Annotated in this window: 21 protein-coding genes and 1 pseudogene; 11 read left to right on the top strand and 11 right to left on the bottom strand. The window is 54.5% G+C overall.

Annotated features, from left to right (window positions below; all coding sequences use genetic code 11):
- The 7 genes from lptB (at window position 1) to yrbL (ending at window position 5,129) form a co-directional block, all read left to right on the top strand.
- A complete protein-coding gene (lptB, locus tag HVX72_RS02560; RefSeq protein WP_003025073.1) occupies window positions 1–726 on the top strand; it encodes an LPS export ABC transporter ATP-binding protein in 726 nt (241 codons plus the stop codon).
- A gap of 47 nt (window positions 727–773) precedes the next feature.
- Window positions 774–2,207, top strand: a complete 1,434-nt coding sequence (gene rpoN, locus HVX72_RS02555; RefSeq protein ID WP_181822481.1) for an RNA polymerase factor sigma-54 — start codon at window positions 774–776, stop codon at window positions 2,205–2,207.
- A gap of 22 nt (window positions 2,208–2,229) precedes the next feature.
- Window positions 2,230–2,517, top strand: a complete 288-nt coding sequence (hpf, locus tag HVX72_RS02550; RefSeq protein WP_003025078.1) for a ribosome hibernation promoting factor — start codon at window positions 2,230–2,232, stop codon at window positions 2,515–2,517.
- 117 nt (window positions 2,518–2,634) lie between these two features.
- Window positions 2,635–3,126 (top strand): PTS IIA-like nitrogen regulatory protein PtsN, encoded by a 492-nt coding sequence (gene ptsN, locus HVX72_RS02545; RefSeq protein ID WP_042291903.1) that lies wholly within the window; start codon window positions 2,635–2,637, stop codon window positions 3,124–3,126.
- Window positions 3,127–3,171: 45 nt separating this feature from the next.
- The gene (gene rapZ, locus HVX72_RS02540; RefSeq protein WP_042291907.1) at window positions 3,172–4,026 is read left to right on the top strand and encodes an RNase adapter RapZ; all 855 of its coding nucleotides are present in this window, start codon (window positions 3,172–3,174) and stop codon (window positions 4,024–4,026) included.
- A complete protein-coding gene (npr, locus tag HVX72_RS02535; RefSeq protein WP_042291909.1) occupies window positions 4,023–4,295 on the top strand; it encodes a PTS phosphocarrier protein NPr in 273 nt (90 codons plus the stop codon). Before rapZ ends, npr begins: the two co-directional genes overlap by 4 nt.
- A 201-nt stretch (window positions 4,296–4,496) precedes the next feature.
- Complete coding sequence (yrbL, locus tag HVX72_RS02530) at window positions 4,497–5,129, top strand: PhoP regulatory network protein YrbL (RefSeq protein ID WP_042291913.1); 633 nt, start codon at window positions 4,497–4,499, stop codon at window positions 5,127–5,129.
- Between the two features lie 5 nt (window positions 5,130–5,134).
- Here yrbL and mtgA read toward each other — a convergent pair whose 3' ends face one another.
- The 4 genes from mtgA to HVX72_RS02510 all read right to left on the bottom strand — a co-directional run bounded on the left by mtgA (window position 5,135) and on the right by HVX72_RS02510 (window position 10,096).
- The gene (gene mtgA, locus HVX72_RS02525) at window positions 5,135–5,854 is read right to left on the bottom strand and encodes a monofunctional biosynthetic peptidoglycan transglycosylase (protein WP_042291915.1); all 720 of its coding nucleotides are present in this window, start codon (window positions 5,852–5,854) and stop codon (window positions 5,135–5,137) included.
- The gene (gene elbB / locus HVX72_RS02520) at window positions 5,851–6,504 is read right to left on the bottom strand and encodes an isoprenoid biosynthesis glyoxalase ElbB (protein ID WP_042291918.1); all 654 of its coding nucleotides are present in this window, start codon (window positions 6,502–6,504) and stop codon (window positions 5,851–5,853) included. Before elbB ends, mtgA begins: the two co-directional genes overlap by 4 nt.
- Before the next feature lie 229 nt (window positions 6,505–6,733).
- A complete protein-coding gene (arcB, locus tag HVX72_RS02515) occupies window positions 6,734–9,073 on the bottom strand; it encodes an aerobic respiration two-component sensor histidine kinase ArcB (RefSeq protein ID WP_181822480.1) in 2,340 nt (779 codons plus the stop codon).
- Between the two features lie 93 nt (window positions 9,074–9,166).
- The gene (locus HVX72_RS02510; RefSeq protein ID WP_060571058.1) at window positions 9,167–10,096 is read right to left on the bottom strand and encodes a TIGR01212 family radical SAM protein; all 930 of its coding nucleotides are present in this window, start codon (window positions 10,094–10,096) and stop codon (window positions 9,167–9,169) included.
- Between the two features lie 686 nt (window positions 10,097–10,782).
- Between HVX72_RS02510 and gltB the strand changes: the two genes are divergently transcribed.
- Together gltB and gltD are read left to right on the top strand one after the other, a co-directional pair.
- Complete coding sequence (gltB, locus tag HVX72_RS02505; protein ID WP_042291926.1) at window positions 10,783–15,243, top strand: glutamate synthase large subunit; 4,461 nt, start codon at window positions 10,783–10,785, stop codon at window positions 15,241–15,243.
- A gap of 12 nt (window positions 15,244–15,255) precedes the next feature.
- Window positions 15,256–16,674 (top strand): glutamate synthase subunit GltD, encoded by a 1,419-nt coding sequence (gene gltD, locus HVX72_RS02500; RefSeq protein WP_060571057.1) that lies wholly within the window; start codon window positions 15,256–15,258, stop codon window positions 16,672–16,674.
- Between the two features lie 72 nt (window positions 16,675–16,746).
- Here the strand turns inward: gltD and HVX72_RS02495 are convergent, their stop codons facing one another.
- The 7 genes and pseudogenes from HVX72_RS02495 to HVX72_RS02465 all read right to left on the bottom strand — a co-directional run bounded on the left by HVX72_RS02495 (window position 16,747) and on the right by HVX72_RS02465 (window position 23,210).
- On the bottom strand, window positions 16,747–17,601 hold the full coding sequence (locus HVX72_RS02495; RefSeq protein WP_181822479.1) for a StfH/YfcO family fimbrial adhesin: 855 nt from the start codon (window positions 17,599–17,601) through the stop codon (window positions 16,747–16,749).
- A gap of 2 nt (window positions 17,602–17,603) precedes the next feature.
- Window positions 17,604–18,128 (bottom strand): fimbrial protein, encoded by a 525-nt coding sequence (locus HVX72_RS02490; protein WP_060571055.1) that lies wholly within the window; start codon window positions 18,126–18,128, stop codon window positions 17,604–17,606.
- Complete coding sequence (locus HVX72_RS02485; protein ID WP_181822478.1) at window positions 18,125–18,592, bottom strand: fimbrial protein; 468 nt, start codon at window positions 18,590–18,592, stop codon at window positions 18,125–18,127. Before HVX72_RS02485 ends, HVX72_RS02490 begins: the two co-directional genes overlap by 4 nt.
- Complete coding sequence (locus HVX72_RS02480) at window positions 18,589–19,005, bottom strand: fimbrial protein (RefSeq protein WP_181823232.1); 417 nt, start codon at window positions 19,003–19,005, stop codon at window positions 18,589–18,591. Before HVX72_RS02480 ends, HVX72_RS02485 begins: the two co-directional genes overlap by 4 nt.
- A gap of 104 nt (window positions 19,006–19,109) precedes the next feature.
- A complete protein-coding gene (locus HVX72_RS02475; protein ID WP_181822477.1) occupies window positions 19,110–19,853 on the bottom strand; it encodes a fimbria/pilus periplasmic chaperone in 744 nt (247 codons plus the stop codon).
- 18 nt (window positions 19,854–19,871) lie between these two features.
- Window positions 19,872–22,522 (bottom strand): annotated as a pseudogene (locus tag HVX72_RS02470) (outer membrane usher protein).
- A gap of 127 nt (window positions 22,523–22,649) precedes the next feature.
- Window positions 22,650–23,210, bottom strand: a complete 561-nt coding sequence (locus tag HVX72_RS02465) for a fimbrial protein (RefSeq protein ID WP_181822476.1) — start codon at window positions 23,208–23,210, stop codon at window positions 22,650–22,652.
- 884 nt (window positions 23,211–24,094) lie between these two features.
- Here HVX72_RS02465 and codB point away from each other — a divergent pair.
- Window positions 24,095–25,345, top strand: a complete 1,251-nt coding sequence (gene codB / locus HVX72_RS02460) for a cytosine permease (protein WP_181822475.1) — start codon at window positions 24,095–24,097, stop codon at window positions 25,343–25,345.
- On the top strand, window positions 25,335–26,615 hold the full coding sequence (locus HVX72_RS02455) for a cytosine deaminase (RefSeq protein ID WP_181822474.1): 1,281 nt from the start codon (window positions 25,335–25,337) through the stop codon (window positions 26,613–26,615). Before codB ends, HVX72_RS02455 begins: the two co-directional genes overlap by 11 nt.
- Window positions 26,616–26,628 lie beyond the last annotated feature (13 nt).

The following is a 26,628-nucleotide window of genomic DNA, read 5'->3' as shown; positions in this document are numbered from 1 at the left end:
ATGGCAACATTAACTGCAAAGAATCTGGCGAAGGCCTACAAAGGCCGCCGCGTCGTGGAAGATGTCAGTCTGACCGTTAACTCAGGCGAAATTGTCGGTCTGCTCGGGCCTAACGGCGCGGGTAAAACCACCACGTTCTATATGGTGGTCGGCATTGTGCCGCGCGACGCCGGTAACATCATCATTGATGATGAAGACATCAGTTTGCTGCCGCTGCACGCCCGCGCGCGCCGCGGTATTGGCTATCTGCCGCAGGAAGCATCGATCTTCCGCCGCCTGAGCGTGTTCGATAACCTGATGGCGGTACTGCAAATTCGCGACGATCTTACCAGCGAGCAACGCGAAGATCGCGCCAACGAGCTGATGGAAGAATTTCACATTGAGCACCTGCGCGACAGCATGGGACAGTCGCTTTCCGGGGGCGAACGCCGCCGTGTCGAGATCGCCCGCGCGCTGGCCGCAAACCCGAAATTTATCCTGCTTGATGAACCGTTTGCGGGCGTTGACCCGATCTCCGTCATCGACATCAAACGTATCATTGAGCACCTGCGCGACAGCGGCCTGGGCGTTCTGATCACCGACCATAACGTCCGTGAAACGCTGGCAGTATGTGAACGCGCCTATATCGTCAGCCAGGGACATCTGATCGCCCACGGCACGCCAACGGAAATTCTCCAGGATGAACACGTTAAGCGCGTATACCTTGGGGAAGACTTCAGACTCTGATAGGGTAGAAGTTCGCGACGTTATAGCGGGGGAAAACGACTCTGAACATGAAGCAAGGTTTGCAACTCAGGCTCAGCCAACAATTGGCGATGACGCCGCAACTTCAGCAGGCTATCCGTCTGCTGCAGCTGTCCACGCTGGAACTTCAGCAGGAGCTGCAACAGGCGCTGGAAAGCAATCCGCTGCTTGAGCAAACCGACGTTCATGATGAAGTGGAAACCCGCGAAACGCAGGACAGCGAAACGCTGGACGCCGCCGACGCGCTCGAACAAAAAGAGATGCCGGAAGAGCTGCCGCTCGACGCCAGTTGGGATGAGATCTATACCGCCGGTACGCCATCCGGCACCAGCGGAGATTACATCGACGACGAGCTTCCCGTTTATCAGGGCGAGACCACCCAGTCCCTTCAGGATTACCTGATGTGGCAGGTGGAGCTGACGCCCTTCTCCGATACAGACCGCGCGATAGCCACTTCCATCGTTGATGCCGTGGATGACACCGGATATCTCACCGTCTCTCTGGAAGACATTCTCGACAGCATGGGCGACGAGGAGGTGGACATTGATGAGGTCGAAGCGGTCCTGAAACGCATCCAGCGCTTTGATCCGGTTGGCGTGGCGGCGAGAGATCTGCGTGACTGTCTGCTGATCCAACTGTCCCAGTTTGATAAGGCCACCCCGTTTCTCGACGAAGCCCGGCTGATCGTCAGCGATCACCTTGATCTGCTGGCGAATCATGACTTCCGCACCCTGATGCGCGTGACGCGCCTGAAAGAAGACGTGCTCAAAGAGGCGGTCAATTTTATCCAGTCGCTCGATCCCAGGCCCGGCCAGTCGATCCAGACCAGTGAACCTGAATACGTCATTCCGGATGTGCTGGTGCGTAAGCACAATGGCCGCTGGACGGTCGAACTGAATGGCGACAGCATCCCCCGGCTACAGATCAATCAGCACTATGCGGCAATGTGTAGCGGCGGGCGTAACGATGCCGACAGTCAGTACATTCGCAGCAATTTGCAGGACGCGAAATGGCTCATTAAAAGCCTGGAGAGCCGTAACGATACGCTCCTGCGCGTCAGCCGCTGTATCGTCGAGCAACAGCAGGCCTTCTTTGAGCAGGGCGAAGAATTTATGAAACCGATGGTGCTGGCGGATATCGCCCAAGCCGTCGAAATGCACGAATCAACCATTTCCCGTGTGACCACGCAGAAATACCTGCACAGTCCGCGCGGCATTTTTGAACTGAAGTATTTTTTCTCCAGCCATGTGAACACCGAAGGCGGTGGCGAAGCGTCCTCCACGGCTATCCGCGCGCTGGTGAAAAAGCTGATTGCGGCCGAAAACCCCGCGAAACCGCTGAGCGACAGCAAGTTAACATCTTTGCTGTCGGAACAGGGTATCATGGTGGCGCGCCGCACCGTTGCGAAGTACCGAGAGTCTTTATCCATTCCGCCGTCGAATCAGCGTAAACAGCTGGTTTGACCCAACCGATAAGGAAGACACTATGCAGCTCAACATCACTGGAAACAACGTCGAGATCACTGAAGCCCTGCGCGACTTCGTCAATACCAAGTTCGCGAAGCTCGAACAGTATTTCGACAGAATCAATCAGGTCTACATTGTGTTGAAAGTGGAGAAAGTCACCCACATCTCGGATGCAACCCTGCACGTCAACGGTGGCGAAATTCACGCCAGTGCGGAAGGTCAGGACATGTATGCCGCCATTGACGGCTTAATCGATAAGCTGGCAAGACAGCTAACCAAACATAAAGATAAACTGAAACAACACTAATTGTCCGGGCAGTTAGCGGGTGCAGGACGGCCTGTTGTGTACAACAACGGGCCATTTGTACAGTTAGCGCTCCGAACCTGTTTTCTCACTTGAAGGGGCAGGTTCTTAGGTGAAATTATGATAAATAACGATACAACTCTACAACTGAGCAGTGTACTTAACCAGGAATGTACACGCAGCGGCGTGCATTGCCAGAGCAAAAAACGCGCGCTGGAGATTATCAGTGAACTGGCGGCAAAGCAGCTAAGTTTGCCTCCACAGATCGTTTTTGAAGCGATCCTGACGCGGGAAAAGATGGGCAGTACCGGCATCGGCAACGGCATCGCCATCCCACACGGCAAAGTGGAAGAAGATACCTTGCGGGCCGTAGGCGTGTTTGTGCAACTGGAAACGCCGATTGCTTTCGACGCGATCGATAATCAACCGGTGGATCTGCTCTTTGCACTGCTGGTGCCCGCGGATCAAACCAAAACGCATCTGCACACGCTGTCTTTAGTCGCCAAGCGTCTGGCGGATAAAACCATTTGTCGCCGGCTTCGCGCTGCGCAAAGCGATGAAGAGCTGTATCAAATCATCACTGACACAGAAGGCCGCCAGGATGATGAGTAAGCGCGTAAAACACTCCCCTTTTGACGTGGTGAGGAGAAACAGTACATGGTACTGATGATCGTCAGCGGTCGTTCAGGGTCAGGTAAATCTGTCGCCCTGCGGGCGCTGGAAGATATGGGTTTTTACTGCGTGGATAACCTTCCCGTGGTGCTGTTGCCCGATCTGGCTCGCACGCTTGCCGAACGCCAGATCTCGGCAGCTGTCAGTATTGACGTGCGCAACATGCCTGAATCCCCGGAGATCTTCGAGCAGGCGATGAACAACCTGCCCGATGCGTTCTCACCGCAGTTGCTGTTCCTTGACGCCGATCGCAACACCCTGATTCGCCGTTACAGCGATACACGTCGTCTGCATCCTCTTTCCAGTAAAAACCTCTCCCTGGAAAGCGCGATCGATCAGGAAAGCGACCTGCTGGAGCCGCTACGCTCCCGCGCCGACCTGATTGTCGATACTTCAGAAATGTCGGTACATGAGCTGGCGGAAATGCTACGCACCCGATTACTGGGGAAACGCGAGCGCGAGCTGACGATGGTGTTTGAGTCCTTTGGCTTTAAGCACGGCATCCCGATTGATGCCGACTATGTTTTCGACGTGCGCTTTCTGCCAAACCCGCACTGGGACCCGAAGCTACGCCCCATGACCGGTCTCGACAAACCCGTTGCCGCTTTTCTCGACAGGCACACAGAAGTACACAATTTTATTTACCAGACGCGCAGCTATCTTGAGCTATGGTTACCGATGCTGGAAACCAACAACCGTAGCTATCTGACCGTAGCCATCGGCTGTACCGGCGGGAAGCACCGTTCGGTGTATATTGCAGAACAGCTGGCAGACTACTTCCGCTCGCGCGGTAAAAACGTACAGTCGCGCCATCGTACGCTGGAAAAACGCAAAACATGACCGTGAAGCAAACTGTGGAAGTCACCAACAAGCTGGGCATGCATGCCCGGCCTGCGATGAAGCTTTTCGAATTAATGCAGGGATTTGACGCCGAAGTTCTGTTACGTAACGATGAAGGCACCGAAGCCGAAGCCAACAGCGTCATTGCGCTGCTGATGCTGGACTCGGCGAAAGGCCGCCAGATTGAAATTGAAGCCTCAGGCCCGCAGGAAGTCGAGGCGCTGGCTGCGGTGATCGCCTTGTTCAATTCAGGATTCGACGAAGACTAAGTCTCCGGTTGACCGCAATTAAGATCTTCACAGAAAACGCCGCCCGGCGTTTTTTTATTCTCACGCTCTCCGTTTGTACATTTTGTGCGCTTTTTTCTCTAAGAATAACCTTAAGAAAACCTTAAGGCCGCTCGTTTAGGTTTCATTTACTTTGGTTGTCCATACTGGATTATTGTCAGTAAATATTTCCAGGATACCCTCATGATTCGTCTATCCGATCAGACACCCCTGGGCACCGGACGACATCGTAAATGTTATGCGCATCCGGATGATGCCCGGCGCTGTATCAAGATTGTCTATAACGGCGGCCACGGCGGCGATAAAGAGACACAGCGCGAACTGAAATACTACGCGCGTCTCTCTCGCTATTTGCAGGACTGGAGCGGGATCCCGCGCTATTACGGCACGGTGGAGACCGACTGCGGTACAGGATATGTATACGATGTGATTGCCGATTACGATGGCAAACCGTCTGTGACGCTCACTGAATTTGCTAAACAGTGTCGTTACGAGGATGACGTTGCCGTTTTGCGTCAATTACTGAAGAAGCTGAAGCGCTATCTGCGTGACAACCATATCGTGACCATGACGCTGAAGCCGCAGAATATCCTCTGCCATCGCATCAGTGAATCCGAGGTGGTGCCCGTCGTGTGCGATAACATTGGTGAAGGAACGCTGATCCCGCTGGCCAGCTGGTCGAAATGGTTTTGCCAGCGCAAACAGGAACGTTTGTGGCAGCGGTTTATTGCCCAACCGGCATTGGCACTGGCGCTGGAAAGAAGCGCGGCGCCAAAAGAGTCCGCAGGTCTGGCGCTCTCTTCCCGCGAGGCTTAAAACGTTTAATACAACGCGTTGCGGGTCATAAACGACTCGCCACCCAACTGCCGCATCTGACGCAGTATCCATGCCTGACGGCTACGGACATACCCGGACGGCGCGGCGGCATTATAGCGCAGCGGATTAGGCAACACAGCCGCGAGCAGCGCCGCTTCCGACTGCGTCAACCGGCTGGCGGGCTTGCCGAAATAGCGCTGTGCCGCGGCCTCCACCCCAAATATTCCCTCGCCGAATTCGGCGATATTCAGATACACCGTCAGGATCCGCTTCTTGCTCCAGACGGTCTCGACACCCAGCGTCAGACCCGCCTCCAGACCTTTACGCAGCCAGCTTCGCCCGTCCCATAAAAAGAGATTCTTGACCGTTTGCTGTGACAGCGTAGAGGCGCCGCGTATGCGGTTCTCGTTGCGCTCATTGTGCGACAGCGCTTTTTCAATCGCGGCGACGTCAAACCCCCAGTGCGCCGGGAAGTGCTGATCTTCAGCGGCAATCACCGCCAGCCCCATCCAGGGGGAGATTTCATTCATATTCACCCAGTCAGAATGGGCGACATAGCCGAAATCCCCCTGTAGCCACGCGCTAATCTGGCGCTCCGCCATAACCGCGGAAAACGGCACCGGCGCCACGCTGAACAGCGCAATGCCGCCGCCCCAGAACACCGCGAGCACCAGAATAATGCGCAGAACCAGACGCCGCAGAAACGCGGTGATGCCTTTTTTCATTCCGTCAGAACCAGCACGCGCGACACCAGTTTTTCAATGCCAGACGCTGCCTCGGCGATATTCTGCGCCAGCATATACGCCGGTGTAGTGACAATTTTATGGTCTTCATCGACGACAATATCATCAACCGGGCATGGCACATGCTCTGCGCCCATATCTTCCAGTACTTCTGCGGTATCAATGTCGGTACCAATGGTCAACCGCAGCGGGAAGCCGAAGATTTTCGGCAGCATCGCCGGGGCAATGCACATAAAGCCGAGCGGTTTCCCCGACTGATGCATGGCGACAGCCAGCGCCGCAAGATCTGCGTCAACCTGACATTCACGGCCCTGGCTGGCGAAGGTGCTCAAATTTTTAGCCGCGCCAAAGCCGCCAGGAACGATCAGCGCATCCAGTTCAGCAGAAACGGCTTGCGAAAGCGGGCGTATCTCACCACGCGTAATGCGGGCCGCCTCGATCAGCACATTGCGGGTTTCCGCCATCGACTCTCCCGTCACATGGTTAACCACATCGGCCTGGGGCTTATCCGGCGCAAAGCAAACGGCCTGCGCGCCGCTACGGGCAATCGCCAGCAAAGTCAGCACCGCTTCATGAATTTCCGCACCGTCATAGACGCCGCATCCGCTGAGCACTACGCCAATTTTCTTCATGCAAAATGTCCTTTTCCCTTCGTATGAAGCGCATTAATAATTGTGATTACACTGCCGCGCTTCACACATTTAACTGATTCATGTAACAAAACATTTAAGATTTGCTATCTTATCTGCGTGCGGCCTGAAAATGAGCGCTGCGCCTTTTGAGATAATGAGTATAACTTACGGCGCAGCCACGATTTCCCTGGTGTTGGCGCAGTATTCGCGCACCCCGGTCAAGCCGGGGTCATTTTTTTCCGCCGTTCGCCGCCACCCAGGCTTTCAGCACCGCCACGTCGTGCTGCCACTCCTGCTTCATCTCTTCTATCCATTCGCCGACGTTATCCTCCCAGGCCGGGAGATCCGGAGACTGGATCTGCTGCCCCAACTGTTGCAAATGACGCAGACCAACAGAGCCAGCGGCGCCTTTAATTTTATGTCCTTCTTCCACCACGCCTTTTTTGTCGCGCGCCGTCAAATTGGACTCCAGCACGCTCAAATAGCCCGGCATCATCTTTTCAAACACGGCGAGGCCATCGGTAATCAGCTTCGGCCCCACCAGCTCGATATACTGTTCCAGCATCGGAATATCTAACAGCGCTTGTGATTTACTGCTTTCTTCAGGTGTCACCGTGCTCTCCTCCTCGTTTTGCGTGTCCCAGTACTTCTTGATCATCGCGGTTAATGCCGGAACCGACAGCGGCTTGCTCAACACGTCATCCATTCCGGCATCCAGATACTCTTGTTTATCTTTCAGAACGTTCGCGGTCAGCGCCACCAGCGGCGGCAGATCTTCACGCGGATAGCGTTTGGTCAGCTCACGGGAGATATCAAGACCGGTCATGTCCGGCAGTTGGATGTCAAGCAGCACCAGGTCATACTCGCCCGGCGTGAACATCTCCAGCGCCGCTTTGCCCGTCATTGCCACGTCTACGCTGTTACCGAGTTTTTCGAGCACCGAACGCGCCACGATGACGTTGAGTTCGATATCTTCCACCAGCAGCACATGCAGCGCCGGCAGCGGCAGATCGTCCTCTTCAAACGCGTCTTCCACTTCTTCCGCGACGGCGGGCGCATGCACGGTCAGCGTAAAGGTGGAACCTTTCCCCGGCTGGCTGGACACGGTGATATCGCCGCCCATGTTCTTCGCCAGACGACGGGAAACCGCCAGACCAATCCCTGTGCCGGTGGCCGGTTTACCGCCGTGGCTGTCTTTCACCTGATAATACATGGCGAAGATTTTATCCTGCTCATCCTGCGGAATACCGATGCCGGAGTCCTGCACCTCAAAATGCAGGATATCGCCTTCGTCATAGCGAACCCGCACCGTCACCTGACCCTGCTGGGTAAATTTCACCGCGTTGCTGATCAGATTCCACAGAATCTGGCGCAGACGCGTACCGTCGGTCACCACCTTATGCGGCAGCGGCAGCGTCGGCTCCAGCACAAAACGCAGCCCTTTCTGCTGCGCCTGCAGACCGGAGAGGTTCTCCAGGTCGGCCATAAAGCTGGTGAAATCCACGGGCTGATTATCGAGCTGGACTTTTCGCCGCTCCATCTTATCCATGTCAATGATATCGTTGAAAATATTCCCAAGCGTCACGGCGGAAACATGGATCGTTTTCAGGTATTTTTCCTGCTCGGCGGTCAGGTCGGTGTCGAGCAGAATGCGGCTCAGGCCGACGATGCCGTTCAGCGGCGTACGAAGCTCATGGCTAATAGTGGAGATAAAGGTGGTTTTGTCGCGGCTGGCGCGCTCAAGGGCATCCTGGTAACGCTTCCGCTCGGTAATATCACGGCCAAAGCCCATCAGACCGTGGCGTTTACCCACGCGGTCGTAGTACGGCACTTTGCGGATTTCAAAACAGGCTTTCCGTCCGTCCGGGTAGTCCAGCCACTGTTCGTAGGTCAACGACACGTTATGGCGGAACACTTTTTCATCGGTTTCAATGACTTTTTCTGCCGCTTCCGGCGAATAAACATCAGCAGGCTTTAAGTGCACCAATTGCTTTTCACTTTTGCCGGTCAGCAGCTCCATCGCCCGGTTACAGCCGGAAAATTCTTTATCTTCGTTGCGATAAAAAACCAGGTCCGGAGATGCATCAAGGAATGACCGCAGAAAAGAAGACTGTTGCTCAAGCTGAATTTGCGCTTCCTCGCGCTCTTTGATCTCCACTTTCAGCTGTTCAAAGGTCGACTGACGTTCAGCTTCCGCCTTTTCGCGATCGGCGATCTCCTGATTCAACTGCGCGATATTATCTTTTAACTGAACGTTGAGCTTAAGGTCGCGCTCGCGCATCTCCTCCAGCTTTTGCACCAGCCGGGAAAGCCGCTGGCGTGACTCCTCCAGTTGCTCGACCACCACCGACAGAAAATAGACGGCCCAGGGAGTGATTAATAAACCAAAGAAGATGGAGCGGATGACGTCGATCTGTTCGACCCGGCCATGCAGCACCATAGTGACCGCCATCTGCACGACAATTGCCAGCACAACGAGCGCTAACGCCAAAAGCAGCGAAAAGCGCACCAGACCCAATTTCATCATTAGATCAACATAGTACTGCGCCAGCATACGAATTTGCTTCATCAGGAATTTCCTTTACGACAACCTGGCACAATAATACTCAATTCTGGGCGTGACGTTGAAGAATGTGCAAGAAATGCGAGCGCCCGTCATAGATCAGGCGTCGGGCGAAATCCAGGGGCGTCCAAGCGCCGACCCCTGAACGCCGTGTTCGTTAAGATAGCGATCCAACTCGACCATTCCGGTCCAGCGATTTTCACACCACAGTGGCGCCAACAGCGTCGGACGGCGGGCGCTGGCGGAGATACGATGGTAAATCACTTCCGGCGGCGTATGGCGAATCATCTCTCCTGCCGTCAAGGTATAATCGTCCAGCGCAATGCCGGTCAGCCGCCCCGCTTCCCAGGCCTTCGCCATAATGCTACCCGTGACAATATGCAGCGGGTGCAGCTTAATGCCATCCACCCCCGTCTCCACCACCCGCACCAGCGTTTGCAGGCCCTCACGCTGGCCTTCGCCCGGCAAGCCGACGATAAGATGCGCGCACACCTTCAGTCCGCGCTCGCGCGCCAGCCGGGTGGTGCGCTGGTAGCAGGCGAAATCGTGACCCCGATTAATACGATGCAGGGTTTTATCATGCGCGGTCTGTAACCCAAGCTCCAGCCACACTTCGTAGCCCTGGTCTTTATACTCACAGAGCAGATCGAGCACCGCATCCGGCACGCAGTCGGGACGCGTACCGACGCACAGGCCGACCATGTTGGCCTGGCTTATCGCCTGCTGATACATCGCGCGCAACACCTGCACTTCGGCGAAGGTGCTGGTATAAGCCTGGAAATAGGCCAGATAACGTTTGGCGCGATTGACCCGATGCGCCTGATGGGCAAGCTGTTCGGCGATCGATCGATGCTGCTGGGCTTCATCGGCAAAAGAGGCGACGTTACAGAAAGTGCAGCCGCCACGACCGATGGTGCCGTCACGGTTAGGGCAGCTAAACCCGCCGTGCAGCGTCAGTTTATGAACCTTTTGTCCATAACGACGCGAAAGATCCCCACCAAACATATTGACTAATTTCTGTAACTGCATAATCTGATAGACCGCCTCTTAAAAAGAGGCCAAAGCCTGCCATTTTTAGCCCCGTTCGGCGATGACCTGGATCAATCGCCACGGCGGGCTTTTATCAATTGCATATCCAGTCAAAATAAACGCTATTTCATTCATAAGCTGTTCAATTATTTTTCCTTATCTCCTTCCATTTTTTTTATCTTCTGACGCCGATTGCGCAAAAACAGTATGATGAATCGCCTTCACAGCGACAACCAGCACAAAACACTGCATCTCACGGGGAATCAAGCTGAGATAAGGGTTAACAGGGGGATATGACAGTGAGACAGATCACACTCCGCATCCCGTATCTCCCACGTTAAAGCAATGTAAAAATGTCAATAATTCCAGTAATTTCATTCTGATACATGCTGCGTAGCACATTTTGGCATAAATAAGCTTGCCATTTGACCTGTGTGTGGATTCCCGATAAGTTGGAAATCCGCTGGAAGCTTTCTGGATGAGCGCTGCGCTCATCATATTTATGCAGTAATTGAGATTCCCTCTGACAGCAAGTCCACAAACTTGTTTGACCTACGCGATAAGGATAAAGAGGGCGAATGCGAGGTAAGCGTAAGATGCGCAAACCCCGTCGCCATGCTCTTGGTGTGCCCGCGCGCAAACGGTGTCGGAAGGGGATCCCGCAGAGCCTGGGGAGGTTCACTGATATGTTGTACGATAAATCCCTTGAGAAGGATAACTGTGGTTTTGGCCTGATCGCCCACATAGAAGGCGAACCTAGCCACAAGGTAGTGCGTACCGCAATCCACGCACTGGCCCGAATGCAGCACCGTGGCGCGATCCTCGCCGATGGTAAAACCGGCGACGGTTGCGGCTTGCTGTTACAAAAACCGGACCGCTTTTTTCGTATCGTTGCCGAAGAGCGCGGCTGGCGCTTAGCCAAAAACTACGCCGTCGGGATGATCTTTTTAAATAAAGATCCGGATCTGGCCGCCGCCTCTCGCCGTATTGTTGAAGAAGAGCTGCAGCAGGAAACCCTGTCAATTGTCGGCTGGCGTGATGTGCCAACCAACGAAGGCGTTCTCGGTGAAATTGCCCTCTCCTCTCTGCCGCGCATTGAGCAAATTTTTGTCAACGCCCCTGCAGGCTGGCGTCCGCGCGATATGGAACGCCGCCTGTTCATCGCCCGCCGCCGCATTGAAAAGCGCCTCCAGGATGATAAAGATTTCTACGTCTGTAGCCTGTCGAACCTGGTAAACATCTATAAAGGCCTGTGTATGCCGGCGGATCTGCCGCGCTTCTACCTGGACCTGGCGGATTTGCGTCTGGAGTCGGCCATCTGCCTGTTCCATCAGCGCTTCTCCACCAACACCGTACCGCGCTGGCCGCTGGCGCAGCCGTTCCGCTATCTGGCGCATAACGGCGAGATCAATACCATCACCGGTAACCGTCAGTGGGCGCGCGCCCGTACCTATAAATTCCAGACGCCGCTGATCCCGGACCTGCACGACGCCGCGCCGTTTGTTAACGAAACCGGCTCCGACTCCAGCTCCATGGATAACATGCTGGAACTGCTGTTGGCCGGCGGGATGGACATCGTTCGCGCGATGCGCCTGCTGGTGCCGCCAGCCTGGCAGAATAACCCGGACATGGATCCGGAGCTGCGCGCGTTCTTCGACTTTAACTCCATGCACATGGAGCCCTGGGACGGCCCGGCGGGGATCGTCATGTCCGACGGTCGCTTCGCTGCCTGTAACCTCGATCGTAATGGTCTGCGTCCGGCGCGCTACGTCATCACCAAAGATAAGCTCATTACTTGCGCCTCGGAAGTCGGCATCTGGGATTACCAGCCTGACGAAGTGGTGGAAAAAGGCCGCGTTGGACCTGGCGAACTGATGGTGATCGACACCCGCGGCGGCCGTATTCTGCATTCCGCCGAAACCGACGACGATCTGAAAAGCCGCCACCCGTATAAAGAGTGGATGGAGAAAAACGTTCGCCGCCTGGTACCGTTTGAAGAGCTGGCTGACGATCAGGTGGGAAGCCGCGAACTGGACGACGACGCGCTCGCCAGCTACCAGAAACAATTTAACTACAGCGCGGAAGAGCTGGACTCCGTCATCCGTGTGCTGGGCGAAAACGGCCAGGAAGCGGTCGGCTCTATGGGTGATGACACCCCGTTTGCCGTGCTCTCCAGCCAGCCGCGCATTATTTACGACTACTTCCGCCAACAGTTTGCGCAGGTAACCAACCCGCCAATCGATCCGCTGCGCGAAGCTCACGTCATGTCGCTGGCCACCAGCATTGGTCGCGAAATGAACGTCTTCTGCGAAGCGGAAGGCCAGGCGCATCGTCTGAGCTTTAAATCGCCGATCCTGTTGTACTCTGACTTTAAACAGTTGACGACGATGAAAGAGGAGCATTATCGCGCCGACTGGCTTGATATCACCTTCGACGCCACGCAGACCACGCTGGAAGAGACCGTGAAAACGCTCTGCGACACTGCCGAACAGATGGTGCGTAATGGTACCGTCCTGCTGGTGCTTTCCGACCGCAACATTGGCAAGAACCGTCTGCCGGTGCCCGCGCCGATGGCCGTGGGCGCGGTACAGACGCGTCTGGTGGAACAAAGCCTGCGCTGCGACGCGAACATCATCGTTGAAACCGCCAGCGCCCGTGACCCGCATCATTTTGCGGTGCTGCTCGGCTTCGGCGCGACCGCCATCTATCCCTATCTGGCATACGAAACGCTGGGCCGTCTGATCGACACCCAGGCGATTGCCAAAGACTACCGCACCGTGATGCTGAACTACCGTAACGGCATCAACAAAGGGCTGTACAAGATCATGTCCAAAATGGGCATATCAACCATCGCCTCTTACCGCTGCTCGAAGCTGTTTGAAGCGGTCGGCCTGCATGACGACGTGGTGAACCTGTGCTTCCAGGGCGTGGTGAGTCGCATCGGCGGGGCAGGCTTCGCCGACTTCCAGCAGGATCTGCTGAATCTCTCCAAACGCGCCTGGCTGGCGCGCAAGCCAATCGCCCAGGGCGGCCTGCTGAAGTACGTGCACGGCGGCGAATACCACGCCTATAACCCGGACGTGGTGCGTACCCTGCAACAGGCGGTACAAAGCGGCGAGTACAGCGACTATCAGGAATACGCGAAGCTGGTCAACGAACGTCCCGCCACGACGCTGCGCGATCTGCTGGCTATCACACCGGGTGACGACGCCGTGAGTATTGACGACGTTGAACCGGCCAGCGAACTGTTCAAGCGTTTCGACACGGCGGCAATGTCCATCGGCGCGCTGAGCCCCGAAGCCCACGAAGCGCTGGCGGAAGCCATGAACAGCCTCGGCGGGAACTCCAACTCCGGCGAAGGCGGTGAAGACCCGGCGCGCTACGGCACCAATAAAGTGTCGCGTATCAAGCAGGTGGCATCCGGTCGCTTTGGCGTAACGCCAGCGTATCTGGTCAATGCCGATGTTATCCAGATCAAGGTCGCGCAGGGCGCGAAGCCGGGCGAAGGCGGCCAGTTGCCGGGTGATAAAGTCACCCCATACATCGCCAAACTGCGCTACTCGGTACCGGGCGTGACGCTGATCTCCCCGCCGCCGCACCACGATATTTACTCTATCGAGGATTTAGCGCAGCTGATTTTCGACCTGAAGCAGGTTAACCCGAAAGCGATGATCTCCGTGAAGCTGGTTTCCGAGCCGGGCGTCGGCACCATTGCGACCGGCGTGGCGAAAGCCTATGCCGATCTGATCACCATCGCTGGCTACGACGGTGGTACTGGCGCCAGCCCGCTCTCCTCGGTGAAATACGCGGGCTGTCCGTGGGAACTGGGTCTGGTGGAAACCCAGCAGGCGCTGGTGGCAAACGGTCTGCGTCATAAGATCCGCTTGCAGGTGGACGGTGGCCTGAAAACCGGCGTTGATATTATCAAAGCCGCGATTCTGGGCGCGGAAAGCTTCGGTTTCGGTACCGGCCCGATGGTGGCGTTGGGCTGTAAATACCTGCGTATTTGTCACCTGAATAACTGCGCGACGGGCGTCGCAACGCAGGATGACAAACTGCGTAAGAATCACTATCACGGGCTGCCGTTCAAAGTGACCAACTACTTTGAGTTTATCGCCCGTGAAACCCGCGAGCTGATGGCGCAGTTGGGCGTCACCCGCCTGGTGGATCTGATTGGCCGTACCGACCTGCTGAAAGAGCTGGAAGGCTTTACCGCCAAACAGCAGAAACTGGCCCTGTCCCGTCTGCTGGAAACCGCCGAGCCTCATCCAGGCAAAGCGCTGTACTGCACGGAAAACAACCCGCCGTTCGATAACGGCGTGCTGAACGCGCAATTGTTACAACAGGCGAAACCGTACGTTGACGAACGTCAGAGCAAAACCTTCTGGTTTGACATTCGCAATACCGACCGTTCCGTTGGCGCGTCGCTGTCGGGCTATATCGCCCAGACGCATGGCGATCAGGGGCTGGCGTCTGACCCGATCAAAGCGCATTTTAACGGCACCGCGGGCCAGAGCTTCGGCGTCTGGAACGCCGGCGGCGTTGAGTTATACCTGACCGGCGATGCTAACGACTATGTCGGTAAAGGCATGGCGGGGGGGCTGCTGGCGGTACGTCCACCGGTCGGTTCAGCTTTCCGCAGTCATGAGGCGAGCATTATTGGTAACACCTGCCTGTACGGCGCGACCGGCGGTCGCCTGTACGCCGCAGGCCGCGCAGGTGAACGTTTTGCGGTGCGTAACTCCGGGGCAATCACCGTCGTGGAAGGCATTGGCGACAACGGCTGCGAATACATGACCGGCGGTATTGTCTGCATTCTCGGCAAAACCGGCGTGAACTTCGGCGCAGGCATGACGGGCGGTTTTGCTTACGTGCTGGATGAAGACGGTGAGTTCCGCAAACGCGTGAATCCGGAATTAGTGGAAGTGCTGAGCGTTGACGATTTGGCGATTCACGAGGAGCATTTGCGTGGATTGATTACCGAACATGTGCAGCATACCGGATCGCAGCGTGGCGAAGAAATTCTGGCGAACTGGTCAGCCTTTGCCACGAAGTTCGCGCTGGTGAAGCCGAAATCCAGTGATGTGAAAGCCCTGTTGGGTCACCGTAGTCGTAGCGCAGCCGAGCTGCGCGTGCAGGCGCAGTAAGAGGGTCTGGTCATGAGTCAAAACGTATATCAATTTATCGACCTGCAGCGCGTTGATCCGCCGAAGAAGCCGCTGAAAATTCGCAAAATCGAGTTCGTCGAAATCTACGAGCCGTTTTCTGAAGGTCAGGCCAAAGCACAGGCAGACCGCTGCCTGTCCTGCGGCAACCCGTACTGCGAGTGGAAGTGTCCGGTACATAACTACATCCCGAACTGGCTGAAACTGGCCAACGAAGGGCGTATTTTCGAGGCCGCCGAGCTGTCTCACCAGACCAACACCCTGCCGGAAGTGTGCGGTCGCGTCTGCCCTCAGGATCGCCTGTGCGAAGGATCCTGTACGCTGAACGACGAGTTTGGCGCGGTGACTATCGGCAATATCGAGCGCTATATCAACGACAAAGCGTTCGAGATGGGCTGGCGTCCGGATATGACCGGGGTACGTCAGACCGACAAACGCGTGGCGATTATCGGCGCAGGTCCTGCCGGGCTGGCCTGCGCCGACGTGCTGACCCGCAACGGCGTAAAGGCGGTGGTCTTTGATCGTCATCCGGAAATCGGCGGCCTGCTGACCTTCGGCATCCCGGCGTTTAAGCTGGAAAAAGAGGTGATGACCCGTCGCCGCGAAATCTTCACTGGCATGGGCATTGAGTTCAAACTCAACGTGGAAGTGGGTCGTGACATACAGCTCGACGACCTGCTGAAGGATTACGATGCGGTGTTCCTCGGCGTCGGCACTTATCAGTCCATGCGCGGCGGGCTGGAAAACGAAGACGCCGATGGCGTGTTTGACGCGCTGCCGTTCCTGATCGCCAACACCAGGCAGATCATGGGCTTTGGCGAAACCACCGACGCGCCGTTCATCAGTATGGAAGGCAAACGCGTGGTCGTGCTGGGCGGTGGCGATACGGCGATGGACTGTGTGCGTACCTCTGTTCGTCAGGGCGCGACGCACGTCACCTGCGCCTATCGCCGCGACGAAGAAAATATGCCGGGTTCAAAACGCGAAGTGAAAAACGCGCGTGAAGAAGGCGTCGAGTTTCAGTTCAACGTGCAGCCGCTGGGTATTGAAGTCAACGCCAACGGCAAGGTGTGCGGCGTGAAAATGGCGCGCACCGAAATGGGCGCGCCGGATGCGAAAGGCCGTCGTCGCGCGGAGATCGTCGCCGGTTCAGAACACGTGGTCCCGGCTGACGCCGTCGTGATGGCGTTTGGTTTCCGTCCGCACAGCATGGAATGGTTGAAAGCGCACAGCGTCGAGCTGGACTCACAGGGCCGTATTATCGCTCCGGAAAGCAGCGATAACGCGTTCCAGACCAGCAATCCGAAAATCTTCGCCGGTGGCGACATCGTACGCGGTTCTGATCTGGTGGTCACCGCCATTGCCGAAGGCCGTAAAGCGGCTGACGGGATCATGAACTACCTGGAGGTTTAAACACCACCGCCCCCATCCGGAAGATAAGTCAGGGATGGGGGCTATCTGCAAGCCTGTACAGCGAAAAACGTCTTATAGCTGTTCAAGAATATACTGGAAATTACAGGTTGCTTTTACCATTCCCGTGCCTATATTTTTGGTGTTCACCGAAACAGTAATATCGTGCAAGGCTTTATCTGTTAGCGCAAAGGGCGAGGCTCTGCTTTGGACATGATTGTCATCGCATCCCAGTACACTCAACGTCACTCCAGTCCCCACAAAACGGCAGTACGCGCCGCGCGAATCATACTTGCTTTTATCGCATAGCGAACCGCTCTCCATTAAATAGGTTTGCAGCGAGGAGGTCACCGTCCCGCCTGTAGCATCAACAGCGAGAACGGTCTCGTGCTTTACGATGTTGGGATCCCAGGAAATATCAAATGTGTCCACCGGTACCGTCGGGCATACCGAGTCGCGGGTCACTGGCCCCGTATAAAAGTTGCCATTCGCTCGCATTGTCGATGTCGCCGATATTGTCGCTATCCATGGACAGCCAAAGTTATCCGATTCAACCTCAACGCTGACGACGAGTTGACCACATTGCCATTTAGAGGTATCTATGCCGGGACAGTTTGAGTTCGATGCCGATGCAAAATCGACTATCGTCAGGATGGGCGCCTTTCCCGTGCCCGACCAGGATGTTGCCGCAATGACCGAGCCTTTATGTGACACATAGGGAATTTGATAAGCCCCATAGGCAACCCCCTGAGGCGTGGCAACAGTAACATTTAGCGTCGTCGGTCCACTATTGATTGTCCGATTACGCCCGTAGTAGATCGTTTCACTATTAAATTTTGAGTTCGCCAACTTATCCCCGGCCGCAGTCGCGGAAGGGGAAAATAAGGGTAAGCAAAGAAAAAATACGCTGATGCAGATAAATTTTTTCATCGTTATAAGTACTCAAAAGCAACGAGAGTTGTCGCACTGAAGGTTCCCGGCGTTATCTCCTGGCCTTCCACCGCCTGAATCCAGGCATTAAAATTCAATGTATTCAGCCCATCGCTCAGCATAAATTCATTTCCTGAAGCGCCGTTGATCTTCACCTGTGCGCCGTCTTCAGTCTCAATGCCGATGCCAATGCCGCTGGCGTCGGCGCCCCCTTCCAGCGCCAGAAAGCCGCTCATGCCGCTGACTTCCATTCCGGAAAAACGCACGGAAACAGACTTGCTTGTCACCGTATTGCAGTCTTTAAGCTGTAAGCTGAATGCGACAGGCTTCGATCTCCCGCGGGTAGCCAGCTCTGGCGCGCTCAATGAGGGAAAAAGGACTTCTGTAAGCGTATTGCCATTGACCACCAGCGAGCAGGGCGATGACAGCAACCGACCGGTAAAATGAATTTTCGTCTCTGCGTTCACCGTCTGTCCCAACATTCCCCACAGCGCCAGCAAGCAGAGCGCATCTTTCACGACGCTCATTGATACTCCACCTTTATCGTTGCCCATGCCTCAAAGGAACCGTCCTTTAAGCTTGCCCCGCTCTTTTTCACCGGCACCGCTTCCAGCAACGGGAAAGTCAGTTCCTCAACCGACAGCACATCATTAATGGGGAAGGGTTTACCATTCTGTTTGATTTCGACACCCAGACCATCAACATCTGTTTCAATTGCCGCAGGATTATAATCGCTGATCGCCCCACCGATGGTTAACGTCATTTGGTGGTTCCTGCCGGGATAGTTGCAATAAACATAAAGTCCAATCAGCGTCGTATAGTTGACGCCATCGATCTTCTCAATGGCGACATCACCGAAGCCGATCTCTATTGTCTCTTCATTGTTAACGGTGCATGTGGGTGGCGCGATCAGCGTCCCGCTGAATTGCAGGTTTTCCGCCGCCGACAGCGTAAAGCTGCTTAGCAGGAAGCCCAGGAGTATTTTTTTCATTGATAATCCACCACTAATGTTGCGGCCGCGCTGAATTCCTGTGCCTGAAGTTCGCTACCGCTCGCCTTAACCAACGCGGCCTCCAGCGGTATGCCGGACGTGGAAGCGTAGGTAAAATTCAGCCAGTTGCTGTTATCAAGGGGAACCAGCGTTCCGTCGCTGGCCGTCTGGATACGAATACCCAGCCCGCTGGCGCTGGTCTTTAACACCGACTCACCGTTTATCGTCACGGGTGCGCCCTGGATCTGCAATTTCAGGTAATCGGATACCCTTCCGTTACAGTTCAATGAGTACTTAACCGGCTGGATATACTCCACCTTCCCCACTTCGGTCGTCAGCACGTCGCCAAACGTAACCGACCCGCCCGTGACGGTGCAGGGCGGAGCCGCGTTCACCAGCACGATCAATTTCATATTGACCGTTTTACTTTTCGCATTAACCGGGGCTATTCCTGCGCAAATGAATAACGTTAACGCCGCCGCCCCTATACGCGCCACGTTCTTCCTGCTGAAGACACTCACGATTTTCTGCTCTTCTCTTTATTGACTGTGCATTTCTCTGCTGAGCAGTTAAAAATCAGCGGCAAGCGAGCGCCATAATCATTCACGTAAGTAAGTACCGGCGTGTTACCCAATTCGGCGATACCGGCGACCATCATCTGGCTGGTCTGCGGTGCAATCACCATTGGCGTAAACCCTTTCGCCGTCTCGCCGTCCACGTCGCGACTGGCATCGCTCACTATGACGTAATAACCCGTGGTGTTATTCACCTGATACTGACCCCCTTTTTTCTCCAGCACCACGTCATACTGCCAGGGATTCATGGGATCGACTTTCGCTAGCGACACGGGGCGATAGAACAGCTTGATCCGCGTTTGCAGCGCAATTTGCAGCGTGTTGGGCGCATCGCTTTTGGGCGGGATCTCACGTACGTTGTAGAAAAATAAGCTTTCCCTGTCCTGGGGCAGCGCAGCTAAACCCGGCATTCCCTGAATCCTGGCCTGGCCGATACTTTTCGCTTCAATGCGCTGCACCGGCGGTACGACGGTCAGCGGCGAGCTGATCCGCACGCCCTTTTCGTCTTCGATCCACGACTGAGCAAGGTAAGGCATTTTCTCGCTGGCATTTTTTAAATCCACGCTGATGGATTTATCATCCCCTTTGAATACCAGTCGCGTGCGGTCCGGGGATACGGCCGCCTGCGTCGCGCCAATTGTGCCCATTGCGCAACTCACCAACACGGTCAGAAGATGTCCTTTCATAAAATAAATCCTTTGTGATCAGTTTCGGGTTAAAAGCGCTTCCGGTTTTACGGAAGGCGCTAACCGGGTTTTCTGCTGTGTCATCGGGAGAACAGGTCGAGAGCCGGCTCTTTCATGACAGCCCCCTCGCTCCGGCAGGGAAGCAGCAGCCCGCTGTATAACGCTTTCGGCAACGGCGTCGGCAGCACGATTTCACATTGTGGCAGTCCGTCCCAGATAACCTGCATCCGCTCTGCCGCATTGACGCCAATCAAATAGACGCTGCCGTCGCCGTCAACAATGCCCACCTGCTGGAGATGCTCGTTGCGAACCTCTGCGCCAAAAGGGGGATAATCACCGTTCTGCAACCTGATAACCGCCATCGCTTTTTCGCCGCTGATCACGTCCATATGACGGTAGCCTATTGCCCCTTCGGTTAGCGTCGCCTGCGCTACCGAATTAATCACTTCGGCATTTTCGGGTAATTCCGTCAGATCGATACGGATTTGATTGCGGTAGTAATCGTTGACATCGGTGAGCACCGCTTTACCAAAACCATTGGTGTACACCGGCGTATCGTAGCCACTGACCGGAATATCCGCCTGACTGTCAACGTTAACCAATAATCGGGTACCGCCATTCACGCCAGTACGGTGAAATGCGCCTCCGTACGGCGTTAACGTTGCTCCTCCCTGTAAGGAGAGCCCGCCGGAAAGGTATTCCCCTTCCTGATAATTCACGCTGGCATCCACATCGGCAAAATTAGCGGCATAGCGATAGTAGCCGTCCATCGTCGCACCGTCGTTGCTGTGACCGGCGTTGATTTGGACGTTATTACGATCATCGATGCGCTCGTAATACCCCACCTGATTGCTGTTATTGCCGTCGCTGAAGGAGCCGTTATAACTTAGCGTGCGGTCACTTCCCCATGGGACGCTCAGCGAGACGAAAACCCCATCGTCGGTATCAGTGTCATAGTCGTTGCGATAACCATTGATCGATAAGCTGACATTGCGCATGTCGCCAACGTTGAAATAGTGGGAAACCGTCAGGTTATAGCTTTCTTCGTCCGGTCGGTTCCAGTAGGTCCGGTGAGTAAAATTCAGATAGGCGTTGACGTTAATCTCGGCAAAGTTCTGACTGTACGTCAGCGTATACATCTCTTTATCATGGCCGCTGCGCACCCGATCCTCATCCGCATACTGAGCATCCAGATAGTCATCCATCGTCATATAGTTCTCTTCCGAGAAACGAAAACCCGCGAAGGTCAGACGACTTTTCAACGCGTCAAAATCTTTAGCATAGCTGGCCCGAAAGGCGTTCCCGTGGATGATTCCCTCGCCATAAACGCTGCCTTCAGGCATACGCGCTCGCGAATGGGTCAGGTCGATCGACAGCGCCCCCAGAACCGCCATATCCCGCCCGACGCCGATCGCCAGCGCCTGGTAATCTTTTTCGCCAATCCCGCCGCTGTACAATGACCAGCCGTTCGCCACCCCCCAGGACGCCTCCCCGACGCTGAACAGCGAACCCTGCAAATGACGATCCCAGTCCTGCGGGCGGCCGATCGCCACTTTATAACGCACCTGTCCAGGTCGTGTCAGATAAGGGACAGACGCGGTGCTGACGTCATACTCCTGCACCTGACCGTTCTGTTCTTCAATACGTACGTGAAGGTCGCCGGAGACGGCCTCGTTGAGATCCTGAATGCGAAACGGACCCGCCGGTACCTGCGTTTCATGGATCACCCGTCCTTGCTGAGTAACGGTGACCCTGGCGTGCGTTCGGGCGACGCCGGAAATATCCGGCGCGTAGCCTCGCAGATTCGGCGGCAGCATCTGATCGTCGGTATTCAGACTGCCACCGATATAACGAAAGCTGTCAAAGATATCTGACGTTAGCGAATCTTCGCCAAATTTCAGCTGCGCCCCCAGGGACGGAATAGCACGATAGGCGTAATAGCGGCTCCAGTCCCAGTTACGGTCAGAATGAGCAGAAACCTCGTCATTTTCCCGATCGTCCGCATCCTGATGCCAGTAATTGGCCTGCCAGTCGGCGCGCAAACGCCACGACCCCAGGTTTGCCCCCAGCGTACCATTCCCGCTGACGTCATATTCGTCACCTTTTGTATGCTCAGGGTGCTGCCACTGGCTATTAATATTGTAGTCGATGAATATTCCGGGAATACCTTCATCCCAGCGCGATGGCGGGTCCCAGTCTTTATCTGAATATTGGAGATAGGCTTGCGGGATTATAACCACCAGAGTCGATTTACTTAAATCCGTTTGAAATTCGACGCCATCGAGTTGATTAGGCATCAGGCAGGCGCCTGAATTTATCCAGCGTAATTTGTCGAGAACATCTGTTTTTAATCCAAATTGCGCAATCAATTCAGGGGGTAAACAGGGAAAAGTAACCGTGTTATCAGCCTGCGCTGTTATATAATTTACGATGCGTTCCTGGGCAATCTGGCTCTGATTTACCATCACCTGTAATGTGTATTTGCCCGGCATGACGTACCCTTTGCGGGAAAAGCGGTTGAGATCGAATTTCGAACCATCCTTAACGTCGAGAAACTGAGTATTAAACTGAATAGCATCTTCGGCGAAGCTATTTCCCAGATCGCCAATTAACGCCATACCGACGAGAAACGTTAGCGCATGCGAGCGAAATGATGAATAACGGCTCATCAGATATCTATCCCTGATAATTTAATGATAGCAAGCGAAATAAACCCTCAGACGATCTGATGGATGGCGAATAAAATTATCTTGATTGGTTTCTCTACGGCACGACTGCCGTAGAGAATGGCATACCTTACAGGTAGCTCACTGCGAAGTTCACGACACTGTTAAATTCACCAGTATCGATCGACGTTGCCGCGTCGTCCCCTTTTACCCATGCTTTGAAGTTCAGCGTCTGATCAGCCAGCCCTACGCCGCTGGCATCGACAGCCAGAGGCTGGCTATCAGCTTCATCCAGCTTAATCTGTGCGCCTTTATAAGTTGCCAAAACGATACTTGATCCTGCCATTTCACCGTTCGCGCCCATTAAGGCGATATTGCCTGCACTCGTTGTGGATTCATTACCCGCCGCTGAGAATGTCGTCGACATGGTTTTCTCGGTAGTGAACGCACAATTTTCCAGTTTGATATGGAAATCAACTGCGGAAGACTGACCGCCTTTCAACAGAGAACCGGTGCCAATATGTCCCAGGTTAACGGTCTGATGCTCGTCGCCCACCGCAATCGAACATGGAGAATCTTCAATCGTACCGGTAAATGTTACGTTACCCATATTCGTACCCGCCGCATTAGCGAAAGACACGAACCCCATAATCATTGCCGAAGCAGCGATTGTTTTCACTACAGTTTTCATTCTTAATCCTTTAAACATTTAAAATAAGATGAGTATGATTAACACGCGTCTCCAATAAAAACATCGAAGCCGATGCAGAGTGCATACTCTTCACTCAGATAAGATTATTTTTGTTGATTTTCACTTTAGAATTCAGCAAAATGTACAATGCGTACTGAAAATAACTAAATTTTATTTTCGCCACGCATTATTACCCATAAAAACCCCCAAACAAACCACTTTTAATGGTAGATAACTTACTAAAGATCTGTTTTCTTAATTTAAGGAAATCCCCATAAAAGAGATGCATGAAAAGATTAAAATAGCATCAGTCAGTGCTCAAACCCTGCACAAAAAATAAATCTGATATATGACTATTACATTAATTCAATTTAACTTAAAGTTCGCTTAAGTAAAGAAATCATTGTTCCCGGGGTTCGCGTATCACCCTTATTGATCATTGCTGTTTTTCAAATTAACACCATAAATATTAATGGTGATAAATTTTATATTAATACGACTAACGCGATGCTTCTGGCATGATTGCACGGAATAACGTCGCAGAGATAAAACGGGCGTCATACCCGATCGCCGAATAAAATAAAAAGATAATAATGATGTTTTAATTTGTTACGAGGTTATTAATTCAAAGTCATGATTGCCGCAAATGTGAAAATAAAAAAGTAATTGGCAACAATATTGCGGACATCTTCCGTTTATACCAGGGCCATTAACGACATTTTTATACGGACACCTCCGGATACTGTCCGGCGGCAACGTTACTCTCCCCACGCTGGGCTCGTGGTTCCTCCGCAGCGTATGTAAATCCGGACGGAAACGTTTGCATTCACCAGAAAAATGTATATTATGCGGCGGATTTTTTGACCAAAATTCAAGGAGGCGTTGTGTCGCAAGATAACAATTATAGCCAGGGACCCGTCCCACTGACGGCGCGGAAAGGTGTCATTCCATTAACGTTTGTAATGTTGGGATTGACATTTTTTTCCGCCAGTATGTGGACCGGCGGCACGCTCGGCACCGGTCTTTCCTATCATGATTTCTTCCTGGCAGTTCTCTTCGGTAATCTTCTCCTCGGTATTTACACCGCTTTTCTCGGTTACATTGGCGCCAAAACTGGCCTTTCGACCCACCTCCTCGCCCGCTACTCATTTGGTGTGAAAGGCTCATGGCTTCCCTCCCTGCTATTAGGCGGGACGCAGGTAGGCTGGTTTGGGGTTGGCGTGGCCATGTTCGCAATCCCGGTGAGTAAAGCAACGGGAATTGACGTCAATATCCTCATCGCGGTTTCCGGCCTGCTGATGACCATGACCATTTTCTTTGGCATCTCGGCGCTGACGGTGTTATCGATCATCGCCGTTCCCGCGATTGTCATCCTCGGCAGCTACTCCGTGTGGCTGGCAGTGGACGGCGTGGGCGGTCTGGATCACTTAAAAGCGATCGTGCCGCAGACACCGCTCAATTTTTCAGGCGCGCTGGCGCTGGTCGTCGGCTCGTTCATCAGCGCCGGGACGCTCACCGCCGATTTCGTCCGCTTTGGCCGCAACGCGAAAGGCGCCGTACTGGTCGCGATGGTGGCGTTTTTCCTTGGCAACTCGCTGATGTTTATTTTCGGTGCCGCAGGCGCCGCCGCGGTGGGCCAGGCTGATATCTCTGACGTTATGATTGCTCAGGGCCTGCTACTGCCCGCCATTATCGTTCTTGGCCTGAACATCTGGACGACCAATGACAACGCGCTCTACGCATCGGGTCTGGGCTTTGCCAACATTACTGGGCTCTCCAGCCGCACGCTGTCAGTAGTAAATGGGATTATCGGTACGCTCTGCGCGCTGTGGCTGTACAATAACTTTGTCGGCTGGCTGACCTTTCTGTCGGCAGCGATTCCCCCCGTTGGCGGGGTGATTATCGCCGATTATCTGATCAACCGCCGCCGCTACGCCAACTTCCACAACGCAACTTTTGTGACGGTCAACTGGGTCGCCATCTTGTCAGTCGCGCTCGGCGTGGCAGCCGGGCACTATCTCCACGGCATTGTGCCGGTGAATGCGGTCCTCGGCGGCGTATTCAGCTACATCCTGTTAACCCCATTCGCCAGACGAACCTTTGCTAACGCCCCGGAGGCCACCCATGCAGAATAATACGCTCACGATTCGTCAGGCCCGCTTGCAGGGGCAAGAAGGGCTATGGCAGATCGCGATTGAAAACGGACGATTCAGCCGTATTGAACCACAGGAAACCGCCTCAGCGCCTGCAGGTCAACAACTTGACGCCGAAGGCGGGTTGGTGATTCCGCCTTTCGTCGAGCCGCATATTCACCTGGATACAACGCAAACAGCAGGTGAACCGAGCTGGAACCAGTCGGGTACGTTATTCGAAGGTATTGAACGCTGGGCAGAGCGTAAGGCGCTCCTCACCCACGAAGACGTTAAGACTCGCGCAATGCAGACGCTGAAGTGGCAAATGGCCAACGGTATCCAGCATGTCCGTACTCACGTTGACGTCTCCGATCCCACGCTGACGGCGCTTAAAGCGATGCTGGAAGTGAAGCAGGATGTTGCCCCATGGGTCGATCTGCAAATCGTGGCGTTCCCGCAGGAGGGCATTCTTTCTTACCCCAACGGCGAGGCATTGCTGGAAGAAGCGGTGAGGATGGGCGCGGACGTAATTGGCGCGATCCCCCACTTTGAATTTACCCGCGAGTATGGCGTTGAGTCGTTGCATAAAACGTTCGCGCTGGCGCAGAAGTACGACAGGCTGATCGACGTGCACTGTGACGAAATCGATGATGAGCAGTCGCGCTTCGTTGAAACCGTCGCCGCGCTGGCGCATCGTGACGGGATGGGTCCACGCGTCACGGCCAGTCATACCACGGCGATGCACTCTTATAACGGCGCGTACGCGTCCCGCCTGTTCCGTTTACTGAAAATGTCGGGCATTAACTTCGTCGCTAATCCGCTGGTGAACATTCACCTGCAGGGCCGTTTCGACACCTATCCTAAGCGTCGCGGCGTGACGCGGGTGAAAGAAATGCTGGAAGCGGAAATCAACGTTTGCTTTGGTCATGATGACGTTTTCGATCCGTGGTATCCGCTGGGCACCGCAAACATGTTGCAGGTGCTGCATATGGGATTACACGTCTGCCAACTGATGGGGTACGGACAGATTAACGATGGGCTAAATCTGATCACCAGCCACAGTGCGAAAACGCTCCACCTGCAGGATTACGGCGTGAAGGTAGGAAATTCGGCGAACCTGGTGATTTTACCGGCTGAGAATGGTTTTGATGCGGTTCGTCGCCAGACGCCTGCGCGCTATTCCATCCGCCACGGAAAGATCATTGCCGAGACGGTTCCCAGCCAGACAACGCTGCATCTGACGCAGCCAGAAGCGGTCACGTTTAAGCGGTAATGTGCTGAAGAAT

The sequence above is a fragment of the Citrobacter sp. RHB21-C05 genome (assembly GCF_013889015.1).
Taxonomy (GTDB): Bacteria; Pseudomonadota; Gammaproteobacteria; order Enterobacterales; family Enterobacteriaceae; genus Citrobacter_A; species Citrobacter_A sedlakii.
Note: the sequence above shows the minus strand (reverse complement) of the source record. Positions and strands in the feature narration are given on the sequence as shown.

Coding starts and splice junctions, on each gene's coding strand:
- lptB (WP_003025073.1), top strand. CDS start 1: ATGGCAACATTAACTGCAAAGAATCTGGCGAAGGCCTACAAAGGCCGC.
- rpoN (WP_181822481.1), top strand. CDS start 774: ATGAAGCAAGGTTTGCAACTCAGGCTCAGCCAACAATTGGCGATGACG.
- hpf (WP_003025078.1), top strand. CDS start 2,230: ATGCAGCTCAACATCACTGGAAACAACGTCGAGATCACTGAAGCCCTG.
- ptsN (WP_042291903.1), top strand. CDS start 2,635: ATGATAAATAACGATACAACTCTACAACTGAGCAGTGTACTTAACCAG.
- rapZ (WP_042291907.1), top strand. CDS start 3,172: ATGGTACTGATGATCGTCAGCGGTCGTTCAGGGTCAGGTAAATCTGTC.
- npr (WP_042291909.1), top strand. CDS start 4,023: ATGACCGTGAAGCAAACTGTGGAAGTCACCAACAAGCTGGGCATGCAT.
- yrbL (WP_042291913.1), top strand. CDS start 4,497: ATGATTCGTCTATCCGATCAGACACCCCTGGGCACCGGACGACATCGT.
- mtgA (WP_042291915.1), bottom strand. CDS start 5,854: ATGAAAAAAGGCATCACCGCGTTTCTGCGGCGTCTGGTTCTGCGCATT.
- elbB (WP_042291918.1), bottom strand. CDS start 6,504: ATGAAGAAAATTGGCGTAGTGCTCAGCGGATGCGGCGTCTATGACGGT.
- arcB (WP_181822480.1), bottom strand. CDS start 9,073: ATGAAGCAAATTCGTATGCTGGCGCAGTACTATGTTGATCTAATGATG.
- HVX72_RS02510 (WP_060571058.1), bottom strand. CDS start 10,096: ATGCAGTTACAGAAATTAGTCAATATGTTTGGTGGGGATCTTTCGCGT.
- gltB (WP_042291926.1), top strand. CDS start 10,783: ATGTTGTACGATAAATCCCTTGAGAAGGATAACTGTGGTTTTGGCCTG.
- gltD (WP_060571057.1), top strand. CDS start 15,256: ATGAGTCAAAACGTATATCAATTTATCGACCTGCAGCGCGTTGATCCG.
- HVX72_RS02495 (WP_181822479.1), bottom strand. CDS start 17,601: ATGAAAAAATTTATCTGCATCAGCGTATTTTTTCTTTGCTTACCCTTA.
- HVX72_RS02490 (WP_060571055.1), bottom strand. CDS start 18,128: ATGAGCGTCGTGAAAGATGCGCTCTGCTTGCTGGCGCTGTGGGGAATG.
- HVX72_RS02485 (WP_181822478.1), bottom strand. CDS start 18,592: ATGAAAAAAATACTCCTGGGCTTCCTGCTAAGCAGCTTTACGCTGTCG.
- HVX72_RS02480 (WP_181823232.1), bottom strand. CDS start 19,005: ATGAAATTGATCGTGCTGGTGAACGCGGCTCCGCCCTGCACCGTCACG.
- HVX72_RS02475 (WP_181822477.1), bottom strand. CDS start 19,853: ATGAAAGGACATCTTCTGACCGTGTTGGTGAGTTGCGCAATGGGCACA.
- HVX72_RS02465 (WP_181822476.1), bottom strand. CDS start 23,210: ATGAAAACTGTAGTGAAAACAATCGCTGCTTCGGCAATGATTATGGGG.
- HVX72_RS02455 (WP_181822474.1), top strand. CDS start 25,335: ATGCAGAATAATACGCTCACGATTCGTCAGGCCCGCTTGCAGGGGCAA.